Raw genomic sequence first — 16,238 nt, 5'->3', positions numbered from 1 at the left:
CCCGAAAAGTAGTTCTTTCACTTTGACATTATCATCTTATCTCATGAGAGAACGAAGGCAAATTGCGCGGTCGAAAACGGTGCTCATTCACCGTCGAGTCAAATCGTATCCTTGTAACGCAATAATTTTGGTGTAGATTCTGAAGACCGGAATCTGCTCTTCACAGAACGAGACCATCTGATTTCAGAGGGACGCCATGTTAAGAACACTTTTCATTTCATTTGGCATATTTACGGTCATGGCTGTGACATCTTCTTTTTCAGCGCATGCCGCAGAGGAGAGTTACGATATGGATAAAGAACCGCAGACCATCAAAAAAGCCATTTTTGCCGGAGGATGCTTCTGGTGTATGGAACCGCCTTTTGAAAAACTGCCGGGAGTTGTTTCCGTCGTTTCAGGATACACAGGGGGAACTGTAAAAAATCCTTCCTATGAACAGGTGACATCTGGAATAACCGGCCACCTTGAGGCGGTTGAAATCAGCTATGACCCTGAGCAAATCAGCTACCCGGAATTGTTGGAGGTGTTCTGGAGGAACATCGACCCGACCGATGATGGAGGACAGTTCATTGATCGTGGCAGTCAGTATCGCAGCGCCATCTTCTACCTGGATGAAGAGCAGCGCCGCCAGGCGGAACAGTCCCGGGAAGAGTTAGCGCGATCGGGAAAATTCAAGCGACCCATCGTCACTGAAATCCTTCCGGCGTCGGCGTTCTATCCGGCTGAAGCCTATCACCAGGATTACTACAAGGAAAACCCTTTGAGATACCGCTTCTACCGCTCGGGGTCCGGCCGCGATCTTTTCCTGGAGAAAACATGGAAAGATTCAGAATAATTCGAGCTAGGGTATACATTTTCAGCATGCTATGTTTTTTTCATATCAAACAACGCTTCTTCGGGACCGAACCTTACACCACTCTGCCGCAGGCTGTTAGTGAAACGGCCGCAACCCTTTTGGCTGGGCATGATACGGGAGAAACCAACCGGGGCTATATCAGGATGCGGCTGACCATGGGCGGGGTTGCCGATCTTCTCGGCATGAGTTTTGGTCTGTTTCGGTTCTTGCACAATTCCAGGGGATCATTACTCGTGCACGAATCTCTGCCACACTCCAGCCACCAGCCAGGTTATCACTACTGAAGTCCCCAGCAGTCCAATGGAGACCAGCATCTGGTTGAGCAGCATAGGGCGCAGCACCAGGACCATCCCAAGCATGAACATCATTGTCCCGGAGAGAAGCTTCAGCACCCGCCCCTGCCATTCACTGAGTTTGGAGGCGCCCAGAGTAAAAGTGAAAATCAGCAGGATGACCGCCAGAGGGGTGATGTAAACCAGGTTGTAAAGAACGAGAAAAAGATAATACTCCCAGGTCAGCAACTCATGCAGAGTCAGCACCCGGGTGAAAATCATGGGAAAACCTGCCGTGCACAGCAATTCATACATATTTGCAGCGGCGGCCAGGACGATGGTCGCCCCGATCATCGAAATCAGACTTGAGGCTTTGAGCAGACCGCGCATTCTCTCAAACAGTTTCGGTTTGGCTGAATCGGGGATCGAAAGACTTACCCCCTGCTTGAAAAAGAAAAAGTCCTTGATGTTGACAGCGCCCATCACCACAGCGAGAACTCCCGCCGCGAGCGTCAGGCCGCGCAGTTGGCCGAATGAGAGAAAGAGATTGAGCCAGGCCGCCATGAACAGGAAATAAAACAGCCCCGAGAAGAAGATGAAAATGCCTCCCACCAGCAGCATGCGCGGCTTAGAGCGCAGATGAATCAGCAGGCTCAGTAGAAAAAGAAGCACGAAAAAAGCGCAGGGGTTCAAGCTGTCAAGCAGCCCGACAATCAGGGTAAACAGGGGCAGCGACAGGGTGCGGCCGTCAACTTCTCCAACCCAGGGCACAAAAATTCGAGTTGGCCCCACATCAGATTCATCCGAATATGAAGGTATCCGCTGCGGGTCCAGGCGTCCGGATTCGGCAAGTTGCAAAGTATCGTCACACCCGCTTTGCAGACATTCCTGCACGGCCGCTTCCAACTGGCTCTGCTGCTCCAGTCCGATTCCGAACCAGGCTCGGTTTCCCAGAAAGATTGAAGGCGTAACAACCGATGCGTCGAACAGATCACTCAGAAAGAGCAATTGTTCAAAGTAAGCGCGATTATTCCAGATGTCCCGCACATCGACCTTCAGGCCAGGATGGCGCGAAGCCAGAAGATTGAGAAACTCTTCGGTTTTTCGGCAATGGGGGCAATTTTCTGCGGAATAGACCAACAGAACAACCTCAGCGGGACCCGCCGGGCTGGACTCTGCCCCCCATGCGCCAGGGTTCCAGTCTCCAGGCAGAAAGAGGACAATGATTACAAATAAAAACCAGGTGGTCAGAACTTTGGTCATGGGAGATTTTCCCTCCAGGATCAACCTGCCCCTGTTTTTATTTTACCATTGCTGCACTTTTGTGCTGTATTCTTTAAGAGTTGCCAACCTATCTTATGAACCTGTGTGATGAATAGAAGGAGATATGCATGATAAATCTACGTATTTTGCCTATTGCGTCGGTCGAGCCAACAGATATTCGATGCGACCCGGCAGAAGTACCTCGAACTCATCTCTGCGATGAAAGAGGCAGAATCCAAGCTTGAACCCGCCTTGGTCCCATTGCGCGACCAGGTGCTTTTCATGAAACACAACCTGAACGCCAGAGCGATTGCCGGCTTGAAAAGCGAAACAAAATCGGTTCAGGCCAATGTGTGGACACCCTGGTGCGGTCCATTGAAAATGCCGTGGCACGGGCCGATGAATTCATCGCTTCTCTGGAAGAATGACAGATTGTACGAGGCGACCCCTTAAAAACGAAAGGTCGCCTCGTACTACGACAAAAACAGATCAGAATTGATAAAAAAAGTAATCGGACTTGCGGTAATCATAAAGCGAAACAACATTATCGATGACGTGACCGCTGAAATGGGACAGGGAATCATGGTCGATTCCATCGAACAGCCGCCCCTGAACACTCAGGCACACGTGGTGATCTTTGTCATCGAGAAGGCAGAAGTTCGAACAGTCCGGGCTGCGCTTGACCTGACAGCCTTTTTCGGGATCATGCATGGAGACCCTGGGCATCGGCACATCGACCCCGACATTCAGAAACCTTTCGCGATCGCGGTCATATATGGCGGCAGATTTTTCGTCTTTGATTAAACTCCCTGCAATGTAGGCGATGGTGGCTCGCATGTCTTCGCTCATCCGTCTCCATCCTTTCCGGCACCTTTCGCGCCCGTTCTTGAAGCCATGGCTGCACTTGACACATGCCGATAACACACAAAGTAATAATTTCCATACATGCTACAAGATAATGTATACATCAACTCAAAACCATTTCAAGTTATTTTTTCGCTATTTGTTCAGAGGGCAAATTGACAGGAGGTCCATGAGTGGGAAGCCGGATGAGCTTATAAAAGATGCGACTGGCCTTGTTCCTGGTGCTTACGATAACGTTGCAAGCCCCAGGATATGCACAGAGTGGGGATAAACCTTCTCAAATCAAAGTTTTTTCCGTCAAACAGGAGCAATACATTATGACTGAGAAAATTTCAAAAACGGCTGAAGAGTGGAAGCGGGAATTGACCGAAGAGCAGTTCCGCATACTGCGTCGCAAGGGAACCGAGCCTGCATTCAGTGGAAAATACTGGGACAATCACGAGGCGGGGACATATCGCTGCGCAGGATGCGGTCTCGATCTATTCTCATCAAAAGATAAGTTCGACTCGGGCACAGGCTGGCCCAGTTTCACAGCACCTGTCGCCCAGGAAAACATTCAGACCCAGGAAGACCGCGGCTTCTTCATGACGCGGACCGAAGTCCTGTGTGCGCGCTGCGAGGGTCACCTTGGGCATGTTTTCAAGGACGGTCCCAAACCAACCGGATTGCGCTACTGCATCAATTCCGCCGCGTTGGATTTTGTACCCGTGGACTGATGTGATTCTTGACTTCTCCTTTTTCTGGGCGTACGCTATTACGTACACGAGATAAGGAGAAAGATATGCCGACAATCACTGCGACCGAAGCAAGAAAGAGCCTGTACCGCATCCTCGATCAGGTTTCAGAAACCCATGAACCGATACAGATCACGGGCAAGCGTGGCAATGCTATTTTGATTTCTGAAGATGATTGGAGGGCCATCCAGGAAACACTTTATCTTCACTCAATTCCCGGGGTGAAAGACTCGATCATTGAAGGGATGAAAACACCCGTCGACGAGTGTGACAAGGAACTCGACTGGTGAGTTGGAAGATTGTTTACACCAAGCAGGCCCAAAAGGATGCAAAAAAACTCTCCGCATCGGGCATGAAGCCAAAAGCCTGGCGACTGCTCGAAATAATTGCGGAGAATCCATATCAGACCCCGCCACCGTATGAGAAACTTGTCGGTGACTTGGCAGGAGCCTATTCAAGAAGGATCAACATCCAGCACCGGCTCGTCTATCAGGTCCTGGAAGAGATTAAGACGATCAAGGTGCTGCGGATGTGGACACATTACGAATAGTGGATGCACTCAATTATTGATGCTTTTTTGCGAAACATCAATCACTGTCCACAGCAGGAAGACTTGCCACCGCAACAGCCCGATTTTTTCTCCCCGCTTCCCTGAATCATCTCCTCGATCTGCGCATCCAGCGCTTCTTCGATTTCATCAACAATCTCGGAAAACTGTGCAGCAGCCAGCCCCTGCTCACAAGCCGGGCAGGTGAAATAGGTCTGCTTGAACCAACTCAACGGTCGATGAATCGCCTCGCCGCAATAGGGGCATTCGAGACAGATATTTTTTTCGATGGACAATGTCTGGAACTCCTTTTTCATCCCTTTTACTGATTAACGCTAAGCTCAAGCTCCTCCCCCCCCCAGCGGGGGGAGGTTGGGAGGGGGGTGTCCGGTATTTCGCCAAGCGCCCCCACCCTAACCCTCCCCCGCTGGGAACCTGTTTGAGCGAATAGCTGGACGCAAGCGCTAATCAATCCCTTTTTTAACCCGGAAACCTGATTTTTCAAAGGCAGAAGCAAGGTCAGTCTTGACCTTATTGGAACCCTCTTTCTTCGCAGCAAACGGATCTGTACCTCGTCCAGCTCACCGGTTGCTTCCTTGCGGTAGCGGGCGATGAATGGAACCGTCGCTCCTGATTCCAGAAGCGCCACGGTCTGTTCAATTTGAGAGCGCTGCAGCCCGGTGTCCTGCTGCAGCAGGGAAACGATATCAAGTGCGCTCATGGGGCTCCTGCATATAAGTGCGGATATTATTCAAAGGAGATTTTCCTGACCCCGGGGATCCCAGATATCTCAGCAGTCAATTCCCTGCCGATGCGCCTAGTGTGCTGGGTCAGAGTCAAACGGTAGGTCGTGGTCTGGTTTTCCAGGTCCAGGGTAGCACCGATATTGTGGATACGAAGATTTTTTTCACTGAAAATCCTCTCAAGATCGGGATAAATATCAGGCGATCGGTCTGCAGTGATCGTCAGGCAGAGGTAATGGGATTTCACAATGTAGGGCTCAAGGCGTTTAAGAAATACCAGCCCGAACAAAGCTGTGGTCATCGCGATTCCCCCGGCGATAAACATGCCGGAACCAAAGGCCATGCCAAGACCAGCCACCAGCCACAGTGACGCAGCGGTAGTCAATCCATGGACGGAAATACCCTGCTTGAGGATGACTCCAGCCCCCAGAAAGCCGATGCCGGTGACAATCTGGGCCGCCACGCGGGAGGGGTCGAGACGCACCGGGGACACCATCGCATCGAGAGAACCATATTTCAGAAAAAACGACTCGGATATGATCATCATCAGCGCAGCGCCGATCGCCACCAGCAGGTGGGTCCGCAGCCCTGCGGGCCGTCCGTGCTTCTCACGCTCCAGCCCGATAACCCCGCCGGCAATACCGGCGAGAATGATTTTGACCAGGATCGCCAACTCATAGTTATCAACAAGAGTTTGAAATGAAAGCATATAATATCCCGTATTCAGATCATCAGCCTGGCGTGGCCAGCTTCAGACCGATCAGGCCGGCGACAATCAATCCGATGCTGACCAGCCGACCGGCAGTAGCGGGCTCTCCGAAAAGAATAATCCCGAGAATGACCGTACCAACGGCACCGATCCCCACCCAGATGCTGTAAGCGGTGCCCACCGGCAACCCCTTCATCGCCAGCCCAAGCAGCCAGAAACTCAACCCCATCGCCGCAACAGTCCACAACGACGGCCACAGGCGCGTGAATCCCATCGTATACTTCAGGCCAATCGCCCAGGCGACTTCAAATAATCCGGCTAAGACAAGAATAGCCCAAGTCATACGCTGCCCTTAAAAACCAATCAACTCTTTTGCTGCCACGGCCAACGACCTTCGATTTCCATCTCAAGGGTAAAACTGAGGAAAGTGCGGATGACAACGATAACCGCGAGAACCCCGACAGATTCATACGAGAGATCGATCGCAACGGTATGAATAATGTCGGCACCGATCAGAAATTCCAGTCCGAGAATAATGCCTCGCCCAAGAGTCTGGCGCACTTTCTGGCCGATCCTGGCTGTGTTTTCAGCATCTCTGAACTTGAGGCGTTGAATGCTGCCCCACAACAGGCAGTAAATCGCAGAAAGAGTGATCATACTGATGCCGATCGCCTCAGTGATCGCCGCACACCATTCGGCCAGAGGTTTAATAATTTCAGTCATAGATCATCTCCATTCAGACGAAGATCGAAGGAAGCCTGCCACAGATTTCTCACATGGCCCAGCCCTGCCCGTCCGGCCCACAGGTCAGAACACGCGGCCCGTCCTCCGTCACGGCAATAGTGTGTTCAAAATGGGCGCTGCGGGTTCCGTCACGGGTGGCAACGGTCCAATGATCGGGCATCATGATGACATCTTTTTTTCCGACATTGACCATTGGCTCGATGGCCAGCACAAGCCCCTGCTTGATTTTGAAATCGGGCATGCGCTTAGTGAAGAAGTTCGGCACCTGCGGAGGTTCCCAAAGCTCGCGGCCGATTGCATGCCCCACCAGCTCTTCCACCACCGAGAACCCTTCCCCTTCGATATACTGCTGCATCTTGCGGGCGATCTTGCTCCAGCGCACCCCTTTGCGAAGAGCGCCGATGGCCAGCCGCAGCGAGTGCTCCGTCACCTGCAGAAGTTTCTGCGACTGCGCGTCAATCGATCCCACGGGATGCGTCACCGCAGCATCAGCACACCAGCCGTCGAGTTTTACGCCGATATCGATGCTGACGACATCTCCCTCACTCAAAGTACGGGATGAAGGGATGCCGTGCACCACTTCGTTGTTGATCGAAACGCAGGTCGCCGCCGGGAACGGCACCTTCCCAGGAACCCCCTTGAACAAGGGGATGGCATTGTGAGAGGTAATGCAGTCTTCAACCGCCTGGTCGACCTCGCGCGTCGTCACCCCCGGCTCCATGCGGCGAGCCGCCTGCTGGTGGGCTTCCCACAACACCAGACCGGCCCGGCGCATCAATTCGATTTCATCTTGATTTTTCAATGGCATAAATCATATTCCTTCTACAAGATTCTACAAAAACATGGAACACATGCGAAACACGGAAAATCATACCAGAAAAGCCAGTTAAAAACCCCATCAGGATTCGTATCTATTCACCTCGCGGGGTCGTAACTTCCATGTCAAGGGTGTTTGGCGCCAGGGAGGGCGCCAATCAAACGGCCAGGGATGGCGAAAAGTGCCCCTTGTCATGGAAGTTACGACCCCATGCTCAAAAGTTACCAGGATTCTTTAGAGGGTATCAGCGGCTTGACCATCACCGTCCGATAAGCCGCGACAGTCACCAGGCCGGGACGCGCCCCTTTTGGCTTCCGCACATCTTCGGCCCGGGCCGCCATCACCTCGACCTTCCCTGATTGAGCGGCGCGGGAATAAGCTGCAGCCACCGCCGCCGCGTACAGAAGATCCTCCTCCGGGACAGCTTCCCCTTTTTTTGTCACCTTCAGCAGGACGTGACTGCCGGGCACCTGGTAGGCATGAAACCAGAAATCTCCATCGGAAGCCAGCTCCCGGCTGACATAATCGTTGGTTCTGCTGTTCTTTCCCCAGTAAACGCGAAACCCTCCAGGGCTTAAGGCAGCTTGCGGACGGGGTCGGCGATTTCTTGCGAAGCTCTTCTCCATGCGTCCGGCAGAGGGGACAAGGCCGGCTTCTTCAAGTTCGCTCCGGATATCAACCAGATCCTCGGCTTCCCTGGCCTCGGACAGGGAGAATGCCACACCGTCAATCCAGTCCATCTCCTGCTGGGTTTCATGCAGACGGCGTTCAACGTGCTCCGCACCCCGGCACATCTTCTTGTATCTGCGAAAATAATCATCCGCGTTTTCATGAAGCGCGCGGCGGGGATCAAGGTCGATAACAACCCGACTGGGCGGGTCCTCATAATAATTTTCAACCTCCACCTGCTCCATGCCGCGGCGCACCAGGTGCATGTTGGCCAGCAATAGCTCGCCGTACAGCCTGAACTTATCCGCCTTGTCGAGATCTTTCTCCTGCTCCCTGATTTTAGCAAGCCGTCCCTTGACCCGCTTCTGGTGGCGGGCAACCAGCCGTCGCAGAAACTGCTGCTCGCCCAAATCCCCGCTCTCTTCAATCAGTTGACGGTAATAGGCTTCAGCCGCCTGAGAGGGAGAATCAAAACGCTGCCTGGATTTAAGTTCCAGAAAGCGGGGGGCGAAAGGCGAAACGACAAGATCATCAGCCAGGGTGCCCACAACCGGTTCAAAGGCTTTTTCCTGCAGCGCCTCCAACAGGTCGCGCACCAACTCCTGAAGATTGTGCCCAGCGCTTTGTCCCGACGCAAGATCCAGTGCAGCCAACCAGGAGATAGGTGTCAGGGTTTGAGCGAGAAAACGCGCCACGTCCTCGGTGCTCACCGCATCCTGCGGCAACTCTCCATCCCAGCTCTCAAGAGATTGCAGCGGCCTGGGCGGAGGCAGTTGATAAGGCTGCCCCGGCAGAAGCGCGCGCCCGCCGACAGACGCGTCACGCCGCTCCCACAAATCGACGATGATCCCTTGAGCATCCACCAGGAGAAGATTGGCGTGGCGTCCCATCAATTCAACGACTAAACGATAGGATTCCTTCTCAGGGCCGCTGCACTGAAATTCGACGATGCGCTCACCTGAAATCCGCCTGACAGACACAAGCCGTTTGAGTCGCGCGCGCAGAAGCTGGCAGAAACGGGGCGGAGCCGAAGGGTTGGCGAATTTCTGCTCAGTCAGATGCAGGCGTGAAAAGCGGGGGGAAGCCGAAAAGAGCAGACGAAGGGTTTCGCGGCCGGTCCAGAGTTTTGCGATCAGCGTATCGGATTCCGGCTGGTAGATTTTTTCAAAGCGAGCGCCGCTCAATCGGTCTTCAAGCTCAGCGACCACCGCTTCAAGCATAAGCGAATCCATAAACATCCCATTGCGGAAATTGCATAATCTTATGGGTTGCGGTAATTTGTTGCAAGTTTTGATATCGAGTCTCTATTCACCCCGTGGGGTCACAACTCCCATGACAAGGGTGTTTGGCGCCAGGGAGGGCGCCAATCAAACGGCCATGGATGGCGAAAAGTGGCCCTTGTCATGGGAGTTGCGACCCCATGCTGTACAGTTAGCGCGAGCCTACCCTCGCCCAATCCAGGAGGAATTTACGTGCACAAAAAAAACTGGCGCATAGAAACCCAGGCCGTCCAGGGCGGCTACGATCCCAAGCCGTCTGAACCACGCATCCCCCCGATCACACAGAGCACCACTTTCAAATACGACAGCGCAGACCATGTCGCCAAGCTGTTCGATCTTGATGCCACCGATCCTTTCTACACCCGCCTGGGCAACCCCACCTGGGATGCTTTCGAGAAAAAGATTGCCATGATGGAAGGCGGGGTGGCTGCACTGGCGACCTCGTCCGGGCAGGCCGCTTCAACCATCTCTCTGCTCAATATCTGCCGGGCCGGTCAGCATATCGTGACTGCCAGCACGCTCTACGGCGGCACCTATTCCCTGTTCGCCAACACCTTTCCCAAACTTGGCGTCGAAGTCACCTTCATCGACCCCAATGCCGGCGAAGAAGAAATCAAGGCGGCGTTTCGCCCCGAGACCCGCGCCCTGTTTGCCGAAACCATCGGCAATCCCGGCCTGAACGTGCTCGATTTCGAGAAATTTTCCCAAATTGCCCGCGACATGCAGGTCCCGCTGGTCATCGACAATACGTTCGGAACACCCTGCCTGTGCCGCCCCTTTGAGCATGGCGCCAATATCGTCATCCATTCCGCCACCAAGTATATCGACGGCCACGCCACCAGCCTCGGCGGCGTCATCATCGACGGCGGCAACTTCGACTGGAACAACGGCCGCTATCCTGAACTCACCGAACCCGATTCAAGCTACCACGGCCTGCGCTACACGGAAAAGTTCGGCCCCATGGCCTATATCATCAAGGCGCGGGTGCAGTACATGCGCGATCTTGGCATGGCGCTCGGCCCCATGAACGCCTGGATGTTCAACCAGGGCCTGCATACCCTGCCCCTGCGCATGGAACGTCACAGCGTGAACGCTCTCGCACTGGCGAAGCACCTTGAAAAACACGACTGCGTCAGCTGGGTCAACTATCCAGGACTGCCCAGGCACCCCACCTACGAGCTGACGAAAAAATACCTCCCCCTCGGCGCCAGCGGGGTGCTGACCTTCGGCATCAAGGGTGGCACTGAAGCGGGCAAGAAATTCATGGAAGCCTGCAAGCTGATCGCCCTGGTGGTTCACGTGGGCGATGCGCGTTCCTGCGTGCTGCATCCGGCCAGCACCACCCATCGCCAGTTGAGCGAAGAACAGCAGAAAGCCTCCGGCGTCAGCCCTGATTTGATCCGTCTTTCAGTGGGCATTGAACACATTGATGATCTGATCGAGGATGTGGATCAGGCTTTGCGGGTGAGTCAGGGGGGATGAGAACCTTTTTTTCAACGGAGAGGCGGAGAGGAGAAGAGAGGCGCGGAGAAGCATCTTATGTTTATTCCCTCCCCCAGCGGGGAGGGTTAGGGTGGGGGCTGGTTTAATAAGCAGCGCAGGTCTTCGTTTCTCAAGCTCCCCCCTCCCAACCTCCCCCCGCTGGGGGGAGGAGATTATTGATCTGTCGGATATTTTTACAGCGGACTTGCCGTTTATCGGGGGTCCACTTTTCTTTTTGTTCTTTATAAGCGGGTTGATCTTTTCCGATAATTTGATATAGATGGCGAATAGCTTCTTGATCGTTTTTCTTGTTTTTAAATACCTGATTCTCGCATAAAGGGAGATCCCATGGCTGACCAGAAGAAATCCGGACTCGGAACAAAGGCCCTGCATGCCGGGCAGCAACCCGACCCCACGACCGGCGCGCAGGCGGTGCCGATCTACCAGACATCATCCTACGCGTTCAAATCTTCGCAGCACGCTGCAGATCTCTTTGCCCTCAAAGAGCCGGGCAATATTTACTCCCGCATCATGAACCCGACCAACGACGTCCTTGAAAAACGCCTGGCCGAACTTGACGGCGGCGTTGGAGCGCTGGCGCTGGCATCGGGGTCGTCCGCCATCACCCTGTCGATTCTCAATCTCGCGCAGAGCGGCGACAACATCGTCTCAACCAGCGCTCTTTACGGCGGCACTTACAACCTGTTCCACTACACATTCAAACGCATGGGAATCGATGTAAAATTCGTCGACACTTCAGACCTTTCGGCCGTTGAAAACGCCATTGACGACAACACCAGGGCACTGTTCACCGAAACCATCGGCAACCCCAAAAACAATGTCGATGATTTTTCGGCGTTGGCCGACATCGCCCATCGCAACGGGCTGCCCCTTATCGTCGACAACACGGTGGCCACTCCTGCCCTGTTCCGGCCCATTGAGCACGGCGCCGACATCGTCTGCTACAGTCTGACAAAATTCATCGGCGGTCACGGCACCAGCATCGGCGGCGCGGTAGTCGACAGCGGCCGCTTCGACTGGTCGAGCGGGCGCTTCCCTGAATTCACAACTCCCGATCCCAGCTACCACGGGTTGGTTTACCACGAGGCGTTGGGCGAGCTGGCCTACATCCTCAAAATGCGCATCACCCTTTTGCGTGACATGGGCCCCTGCCTGGCGCCCATGAATGCCTTTCTCTTCCTGCAAGGTCTTGAAACCCTGCACGTTCGTATGCCGCGCCACTGCCAGAACGCACTGGCTCTGGCCCACTACCTTGAGCAGCATCCCCAGGTTTCCTGGGTTAACTATCCCGGCCTCAAAAGCCACCCCGACTACGAGAGGGCGAAACTTTACCTGCCTTCAGGCCAGGGCGCCATCCTCGGCTTCGGAATCAAAGGCGGAAAAGAGGCCGGGGCGCGCTTCATCGACAACGTCAAGCTGGCCAGCCACCTGGCCAACATCGGCGACGCCAGGACGCTGGTCATCCACCCCGCCTCCACAACTCACCAGCAGCTCTCCGAAGCAGAGCAGAAAGCGGCAGGCGTCAGCCCAGATTTTATCCGTGTATCCGTCGGCATGGAGGATATCGACGACATCTGCGCCGATTTCGATCAGGCGTTAAAGGCGTAGGGGCGCAGCATGCTGCGCCCTGGTTGAATTCCGGCACCCCGGCCAAATCAACCACATTGCCATAACACCCCGGTCATGGTATCTTTTCGCGCCATGAAAAAATCACCATTCCACATCGTCCTGGTCGAACCCGAAATCCCACCCAATACCGGCAATATCGCGCGCCTGTGCGCCGCAACCGGGACGGTTCTGCACCTGGTAGGCAAGCTGGGTTTTTCACTGGATGACCGCTATCTCAAGCGGGCCGGTCTCGACTATTGGCCGGCGGTCGTGCTGCATCGCTGGGACGATCTCGCACAACTTCAAAAGGCCTACCCCGAGGGGCGCTTCTGGTATACCTCCAAAAAGGCGCAGGCCACATATCACCAGGTTCAATTCAAACCGGGGGATTTTCTTGTGTTCGGCAAGGAAACCGCCGGCCTGCCCGACTCTCTTCTTGATGCCCACCCTGAACGTACCATCCGTATCCCTTTATATTCCCCCGTGGTGCGCAGCCTTAACCTGTCGACTGCGACCGGCATTGTGCTTTATGAAGCGTTGAGACAGACGAACTCACTTGGTTGACAGATCCTTTTTTCTTGTCGAAGAACTTTACAGACCTTTATCTCCCAAGATATTTCACAATATTTCCAGCATTTTACGCTTTGGCCCGACTGTTGCAATCATTAAATTACAAATTAAAGTACCAATTCCACACATCAATCTGCTTCCTCCATAGGAAAGGATTCTGATCATGAAGAAAATCATTTTAACCTTGGCTCTTCTGATTGTTACGGGCAGTTCTTCTTGGGCGTTGACCTACGAGTTTTTTGGGGTCTCAGAGAGTGGAGCGTTTGGGACGGCTTCAATGGAAATTACCATCCAGAGCAACACGTTAATGTTAACTCTGGATAACACATCACCTCTCACCGTTGACGGTGAAACCAATGCCCCAGGCATCGTTGGTTTTGGTTTTTTTCTTGAGAATGACGTGGATTTGAGTTCATGGTCCCTCACGGCATTTGATTCCGGAGCAAACTCTTTAACAATCGGCGATAATACAGGCACTGGTCTTTGGGAAATGCATTCTGATAGTGTCAATGGGATAGAACTTGATTACATGCCCCATCTGCAAGATATCAAAGGCGCACTGTACAATCCATTACAGACAGAAGGCTTTGGTGCAGAGCCCAATTATTTTACACAGGCAACGTTAACAATGATTTTCAGTGATATGCCCATTATTGAAATTGAGGAGCAGGATCTTGGAAGTGGCCTGTCCGGAACGACATTTGTCCGCATGAAAAATGTTGGGGAAGATGGCGATGACAGCTTGAAACTACCCGGCACGTTTATTCCCAATGGCGGCGGCGGTGGTGGCTTCGACGTCATCCCTGAACCCGGCACATTCCTCCTGTTCGGTGCCGGCCTGCTGGGGCTGGGACTCTGGGGAGCAAGACGTAAAAGCTGACTCTATCAGATTTGCGCAACAATAAATGCAAAAAGGGCCGCGATTTTCCCGCGGCCCTTTTTGCATTCTCTTCAAAGGGATACGGATTTCTTATTTATAAACCGTCACCGTATCGCTTGCCATGTTCCCTGCGGCATCATAGGCCCGCACTTCGATTTTGTATGCGCCGCTGTCCAGACGATGAGTCATCCAGCGCAGGCTCAACGTATTGTCGGAGGTTGACGAAATAAGCGAACCGTTGAGATAAACCTCCAGCAGAACAACCCCGGTATCATCAGAAGCCTGGGCATCGATCTGCTCTTTTTTCTCAACTGTGGCGCCAGGCAGCGGATTTGTGATCAGGGTGACAGGCGCTTCAGTATCTGCCTCAACAACCACTTCCTGCTCGGCAGGATTGCTGACCTGCACATCGACGCTGCCGGACACCCCTTCGTTGCCGGAAGGGTCAACCGCGCGTGCAGAAAGAGTATAGCCGCCGTCATTCCACTGAGTCGTGTCCCAGCTCCAGGCATAGGGTGCAGAGGAATCACTGCCGACGACCTGACCGTCGATCAGGAACTCAACGCGATCCACACCATTGTCATCCGTCGCCGCAACAGTGAATGAGACAGTACCCTGGAGAATTTCACCCTCTGAAGGAGAAGCAACGCTGACTTCAGGGGCCGTTCCATCGGCTTCGGGAACAAACTCACCGGCCGCACCAAGACTTGCAGCAAGGTTGACACGCCCATGGCCGAAATAGATATCAAACCCTTGTGCGCCCAGGTCATCGGCATTGTTGCGAAGAATGTTGAGCACCTCTTCGTGAGTCAGACTCGGATTGACGGACCACACCAGCGCCGCAACGCCTGCAGTAACGGGTGACGCAAAGGAAGTCCCGCTTTTGTAGCCGAAGCCTCCGCCGCGCAGAGTTGTGTAAATCGATGAACCAGGCGCAGCCAGATCGACCCAATCGCCATAACTTGAGAAGTAGGAGCGGTTGTCGCTGGAATCGGTGGAAGAGATCGCCACCGCACGATCACAGGCTGCAGGGTAATTGGGAACGCTTGAATTTGCATTGCCCGCCGCACAGAAAACCAGCGCGCCGCGATCCCAGGCGTAATCGATGGCATACTGCAGGGTAAAAGAAGAACTGGTGCCGCCGATGCTGACATTGATGACCTTGGCGCCGTTATCGACTGCATAGATGATGGCCGAGGCGATGTTGCTGTAGGTGGCGTAGTTGCTCGAATCGAGCACAACCAGAGGCATCACCGGATTGCGCCACGCCACACCGGCCACGCCGATGGAATTATTCGAGATAGCCGCAGCCGTACCTGCGACCGCAGTGCCATGGCCCAAAACATCGCTGGTATCCGTGCTGCCATTAAGAAAATTGAAGCCCCCGAGCAATTTATCACCCAGGTCGGGGTGGCTGCCGTCAACGCCTGAGTCGACTACGGCAATAGGTACCGTTTCAACACCTGTACTGATCTGCCAGCCTTCCGGCGCAGCGATCTTCGGCAGATGCCACTGGGTTCCGTAGGAGGGGTCGTCAGGTAGCGACATCCCCTGCCCCAGGTAGTTGGGTTCGGCAAAATCGATATGAGGATTGCGAGCCAGGGCGGCGCGCACCTTTTCCTGGGCATGGGCCGGCACTTTGACTGCCTTGACGCCAATGCCGCGAATCTCTTTAAAGGCATGAGCGCCCTGACCTCTGAGCGCCTGCTCCACCCGGGCAGGATCAGCCCCGGATTTGGGTTTGACCAGCAGCTCGCCCTCTTTGAACTTGGGTCCCTGGCCGGCCAAGGCGGCGCCACCTACCAGGCAGATAAGCGACGCAAATATAAGCGCAGTAACAATTTTTGGACGACATCCCAGTGCTTTCACAATAGACCTCCGAATGTGTTGTTGGTTGTTCAAACAATGAATAAGGTTTTTTTCGGCAACCCGGCTGTCCCCATTTCCTTCAGAGCAGGACCCGTGGCTTTGTGTCCCCCGGTTACCCGAGGTTTACCTTTGTCGGAAACCCGCACATTCGGCTTTCCGTGCACAAGTTCCAACGAAGTAGACAAAAAATCCTCCCAGAATAGAAATAGGAACGGGCATAAAAATGAATTCATGACTTTTTCTTTCATGACCATTCATATAGCAAGGAGCGTTCCTGCTTTACAGTCAAACCATGGAATTGTCGATATTT

The 16,238-nt window shown here is 53.8% G+C and carries 19 protein-coding genes and 1 riboswitch; of the genes, 9 read left to right on the top strand and 10 right to left on the bottom strand.

What is annotated here, in order from left to right:
* Positions 1-289: 289 nt before the first annotated feature.
* A complete protein-coding gene (gene msrA / locus GSUB_RS08320; protein WP_040200217.1) occupies positions 290-835 on the top strand; it encodes a peptide-methionine (S)-S-oxide reductase MsrA in 546 nt (181 codons plus the stop codon).
* A 248-nt stretch (positions 836-1,083) separates the two neighbouring features.
* Here msrA and GSUB_RS08315 read toward each other — a convergent pair whose 3' ends face one another.
* Positions 1,084-2,391, bottom strand: coding sequence for a thioredoxin domain-containing protein (locus GSUB_RS08315; protein WP_040200215.1), 1,308 nt, complete (start codon positions 2,389-2,391; stop codon positions 1,084-1,086).
* A gap of 153 nt (positions 2,392-2,544) precedes the next feature.
* On the opposite strand from GSUB_RS08315, the gene GSUB_RS20075 reads away from it, so the two are divergent.
* A complete protein-coding gene (locus GSUB_RS20075) occupies positions 2,545-2,844 on the top strand; it encodes a DUF2959 family protein (protein ID WP_052464767.1) in 300 nt (99 codons plus the stop codon).
* A 36-nt stretch (positions 2,845-2,880) separates the two neighbouring features.
* On the opposite strand, the gene GSUB_RS08305 is transcribed toward GSUB_RS20075, so the two are convergent.
* Entirely contained in the window at positions 2,881-3,240 is a 360-nt protein-coding gene (locus GSUB_RS08305) for a hypothetical protein (protein WP_040200213.1), read from the bottom strand.
* Positions 3,241-3,572: 332 nt separating this feature from the next.
* Between GSUB_RS08305 and msrB the strand changes: the two genes are divergently transcribed.
* From msrB to GSUB_RS08290, 3 genes are all read left to right on the top strand, one after another.
* Positions 3,573-3,971, top strand: a complete 399-nt coding sequence (gene msrB / locus GSUB_RS08300; protein ID WP_040200209.1) for a peptide-methionine (R)-S-oxide reductase MsrB — start codon at positions 3,573-3,575, stop codon at positions 3,969-3,971.
* 65 nt (positions 3,972-4,036) lie between these two features.
* Positions 4,037-4,279, top strand: coding sequence for a type II toxin-antitoxin system Phd/YefM family antitoxin (locus tag GSUB_RS08295; RefSeq protein ID WP_040200208.1), 243 nt, complete (start codon positions 4,037-4,039; stop codon positions 4,277-4,279).
* Complete coding sequence (locus GSUB_RS08290; protein ID WP_040200207.1) at positions 4,276-4,539, top strand: Txe/YoeB family addiction module toxin; 264 nt, start codon at positions 4,276-4,278, stop codon at positions 4,537-4,539. The genes GSUB_RS08295 and GSUB_RS08290 overlap by 4 nt, the downstream gene beginning before the upstream one ends.
* Before the next feature lie 41 nt (positions 4,540-4,580).
* Here the strand turns inward: GSUB_RS08290 and GSUB_RS08285 are convergent, their stop codons facing one another.
* The 7 genes from GSUB_RS08285 to GSUB_RS08255 form a co-directional block, all read right to left on the bottom strand.
* Positions 4,581-4,832: a hypothetical protein gene (locus tag GSUB_RS08285; RefSeq protein WP_144401991.1), complete on the bottom strand. Its 252-nt coding sequence runs from the start codon at positions 4,830-4,832 to the stop codon at positions 4,581-4,583.
* Between the two features lie 26 nt (positions 4,833-4,858).
* Positions 4,859-5,257, bottom strand: coding sequence for a Tex-like N-terminal domain-containing protein (locus tag GSUB_RS20175; RefSeq protein WP_040200204.1), 399 nt, complete (start codon positions 5,255-5,257; stop codon positions 4,859-4,861).
* Positions 5,258-5,283: 26 nt separating this feature from the next.
* The gene (locus tag GSUB_RS08275) at positions 5,284-5,988 is read right to left on the bottom strand and encodes an MgtC/SapB family protein (RefSeq protein WP_040200203.1); all 705 of its coding nucleotides are present in this window, start codon (positions 5,986-5,988) and stop codon (positions 5,284-5,286) included.
* 22 nt (positions 5,989-6,010) lie between these two features.
* Positions 6,011-6,331 carry a quaternary ammonium compound efflux SMR transporter SugE gene (gene sugE, locus GSUB_RS08270; RefSeq protein ID WP_040200201.1) on the bottom strand — a complete coding sequence of 107 codons (321 nt, stop codon included), beginning with the start codon at positions 6,329-6,331 and terminating at the stop codon, positions 6,011-6,013.
* Between the two features lie 20 nt (positions 6,332-6,351).
* Positions 6,352-6,711: a DUF1622 domain-containing protein gene (locus tag GSUB_RS08265; protein ID WP_040200200.1), complete on the bottom strand. Its 360-nt coding sequence runs from the start codon at positions 6,709-6,711 to the stop codon at positions 6,352-6,354.
* 49 nt (positions 6,712-6,760) lie between these two features.
* Positions 6,761-7,540, bottom strand: a complete 780-nt coding sequence (gene map / locus GSUB_RS08260; RefSeq protein WP_040200199.1) for a type I methionyl aminopeptidase — start codon at positions 7,538-7,540, stop codon at positions 6,761-6,763.
* 230 nt (positions 7,541-7,770) lie between these two features.
* A complete protein-coding gene (locus tag GSUB_RS08255; protein ID WP_158414063.1) occupies positions 7,771-9,450 on the bottom strand; it encodes an Rqc2 family fibronectin-binding protein in 1,680 nt (559 codons plus the stop codon).
* A gap of 240 nt (positions 9,451-9,690) precedes the next feature.
* On the opposite strand from GSUB_RS08255, the gene GSUB_RS08250 reads away from it, so the two are divergent.
* The 4 genes from GSUB_RS08250 (at position 9,691) to GSUB_RS08235 (ending at position 14,059) form a co-directional block, all read left to right on the top strand.
* On the top strand, positions 9,691-10,980 hold the full coding sequence (locus GSUB_RS08250; RefSeq protein WP_040200196.1) for an O-acetylhomoserine aminocarboxypropyltransferase/cysteine synthase family protein: 1,290 nt from the start codon (positions 9,691-9,693) through the stop codon (positions 10,978-10,980).
* A 348-nt stretch (positions 10,981-11,328) separates the two neighbouring features.
* A complete protein-coding gene (locus GSUB_RS08245) occupies positions 11,329-12,609 on the top strand; it encodes an O-acetylhomoserine aminocarboxypropyltransferase/cysteine synthase family protein (RefSeq protein WP_040200194.1) in 1,281 nt (426 codons plus the stop codon).
* 93 nt (positions 12,610-12,702) lie between these two features.
* Positions 12,703-13,173: a tRNA (cytidine(34)-2'-O)-methyltransferase gene (locus GSUB_RS08240; RefSeq protein ID WP_040200193.1), complete on the top strand. Its 471-nt coding sequence runs from the start codon at positions 12,703-12,705 to the stop codon at positions 13,171-13,173.
* 169 nt (positions 13,174-13,342) lie between these two features.
* A complete protein-coding gene (locus GSUB_RS08235; protein ID WP_040200192.1) occupies positions 13,343-14,059 on the top strand; it encodes a PEP-CTERM sorting domain-containing protein in 717 nt (238 codons plus the stop codon).
* A 90-nt stretch (positions 14,060-14,149) separates the two neighbouring features.
* On the opposite strand, the gene GSUB_RS08230 is transcribed toward GSUB_RS08235, so the two are convergent.
* The gene (locus GSUB_RS08230; protein ID WP_052464766.1) at positions 14,150-15,847 is read right to left on the bottom strand and encodes a S8 family serine peptidase; all 1,698 of its coding nucleotides are present in this window, start codon (positions 15,845-15,847) and stop codon (positions 14,150-14,152) included.
* A 132-nt stretch (positions 15,848-15,979) separates the two neighbouring features.
* Positions 15,980-16,066, bottom strand: a riboswitch (cyclic di-GMP riboswitch).
* Between the last annotated feature and the right edge of the window lie 172 nt (positions 16,067-16,238).

It is taken from the genome of Geoalkalibacter subterraneus (assembly GCF_000827125.1).
Taxonomy (GTDB): Bacteria; Desulfobacterota; Desulfuromonadia; order Desulfuromonadales; family Geoalkalibacteraceae; genus Geoalkalibacter_A; species Geoalkalibacter_A subterraneus.
The sequence above is the reverse complement of the archived record's forward strand: the minus strand, read 5'-3'. Positions and strand labels throughout refer to the sequence as shown.

Excerpts from the sequence above, each read along its gene's own strand:
- msrA (WP_040200217.1), top strand. The coding sequence starts at position 290 with ATGGATAAAGAACCGCAGACCATCAAAAAAGCCATTTTTGCCGGAGGA.
- GSUB_RS08315 (WP_040200215.1), bottom strand. The coding sequence starts at position 2,391 with ATGACCAAAGTTCTGACCACCTGGTTTTTATTTGTAATCATTGTCCTC.
- GSUB_RS08305 (WP_040200213.1), bottom strand. The coding sequence starts at position 3,240 with ATGAGCGAAGACATGCGAGCCACCATCGCCTACATTGCAGGGAGTTTA.
- msrB (WP_040200209.1), top strand. The coding sequence starts at position 3,573 with ATGACTGAGAAAATTTCAAAAACGGCTGAAGAGTGGAAGCGGGAATTG.
- GSUB_RS08295 (WP_040200208.1), top strand. The coding sequence starts at position 4,037 with ATGCCGACAATCACTGCGACCGAAGCAAGAAAGAGCCTGTACCGCATC.
- GSUB_RS20175 (WP_040200204.1), bottom strand. The coding sequence starts at position 5,257 with ATGAGCGCACTTGATATCGTTTCCCTGCTGCAGCAGGACACCGGGCTG.
- GSUB_RS08275 (WP_040200203.1), bottom strand. The coding sequence starts at position 5,988 with ATGCTTTCATTTCAAACTCTTGTTGATAACTATGAGTTGGCGATCCTG.
- sugE (WP_040200201.1), bottom strand. The coding sequence starts at position 6,331 with ATGACTTGGGCTATTCTTGTCTTAGCCGGATTATTTGAAGTCGCCTGG.
- GSUB_RS08265 (WP_040200200.1), bottom strand. The coding sequence starts at position 6,711 with ATGACTGAAATTATTAAACCTCTGGCCGAATGGTGTGCGGCGATCACT.
- map (WP_040200199.1), bottom strand. The coding sequence starts at position 7,540 with ATGCCATTGAAAAATCAAGATGAAATCGAATTGATGCGCCGGGCCGGT.
- GSUB_RS08255 (WP_158414063.1), bottom strand. The coding sequence starts at position 9,450 with ATGGATTCGCTTATGCTTGAAGCGGTGGTCGCTGAGCTTGAAGACCGA.
- GSUB_RS08245 (WP_040200194.1), top strand. The coding sequence starts at position 11,329 with ATGGCTGACCAGAAGAAATCCGGACTCGGAACAAAGGCCCTGCATGCC.
- GSUB_RS08240 (WP_040200193.1), top strand. The coding sequence starts at position 12,703 with ATGAAAAAATCACCATTCCACATCGTCCTGGTCGAACCCGAAATCCCA.
- GSUB_RS08235 (WP_040200192.1), top strand. The coding sequence starts at position 13,343 with ATGAAGAAAATCATTTTAACCTTGGCTCTTCTGATTGTTACGGGCAGT.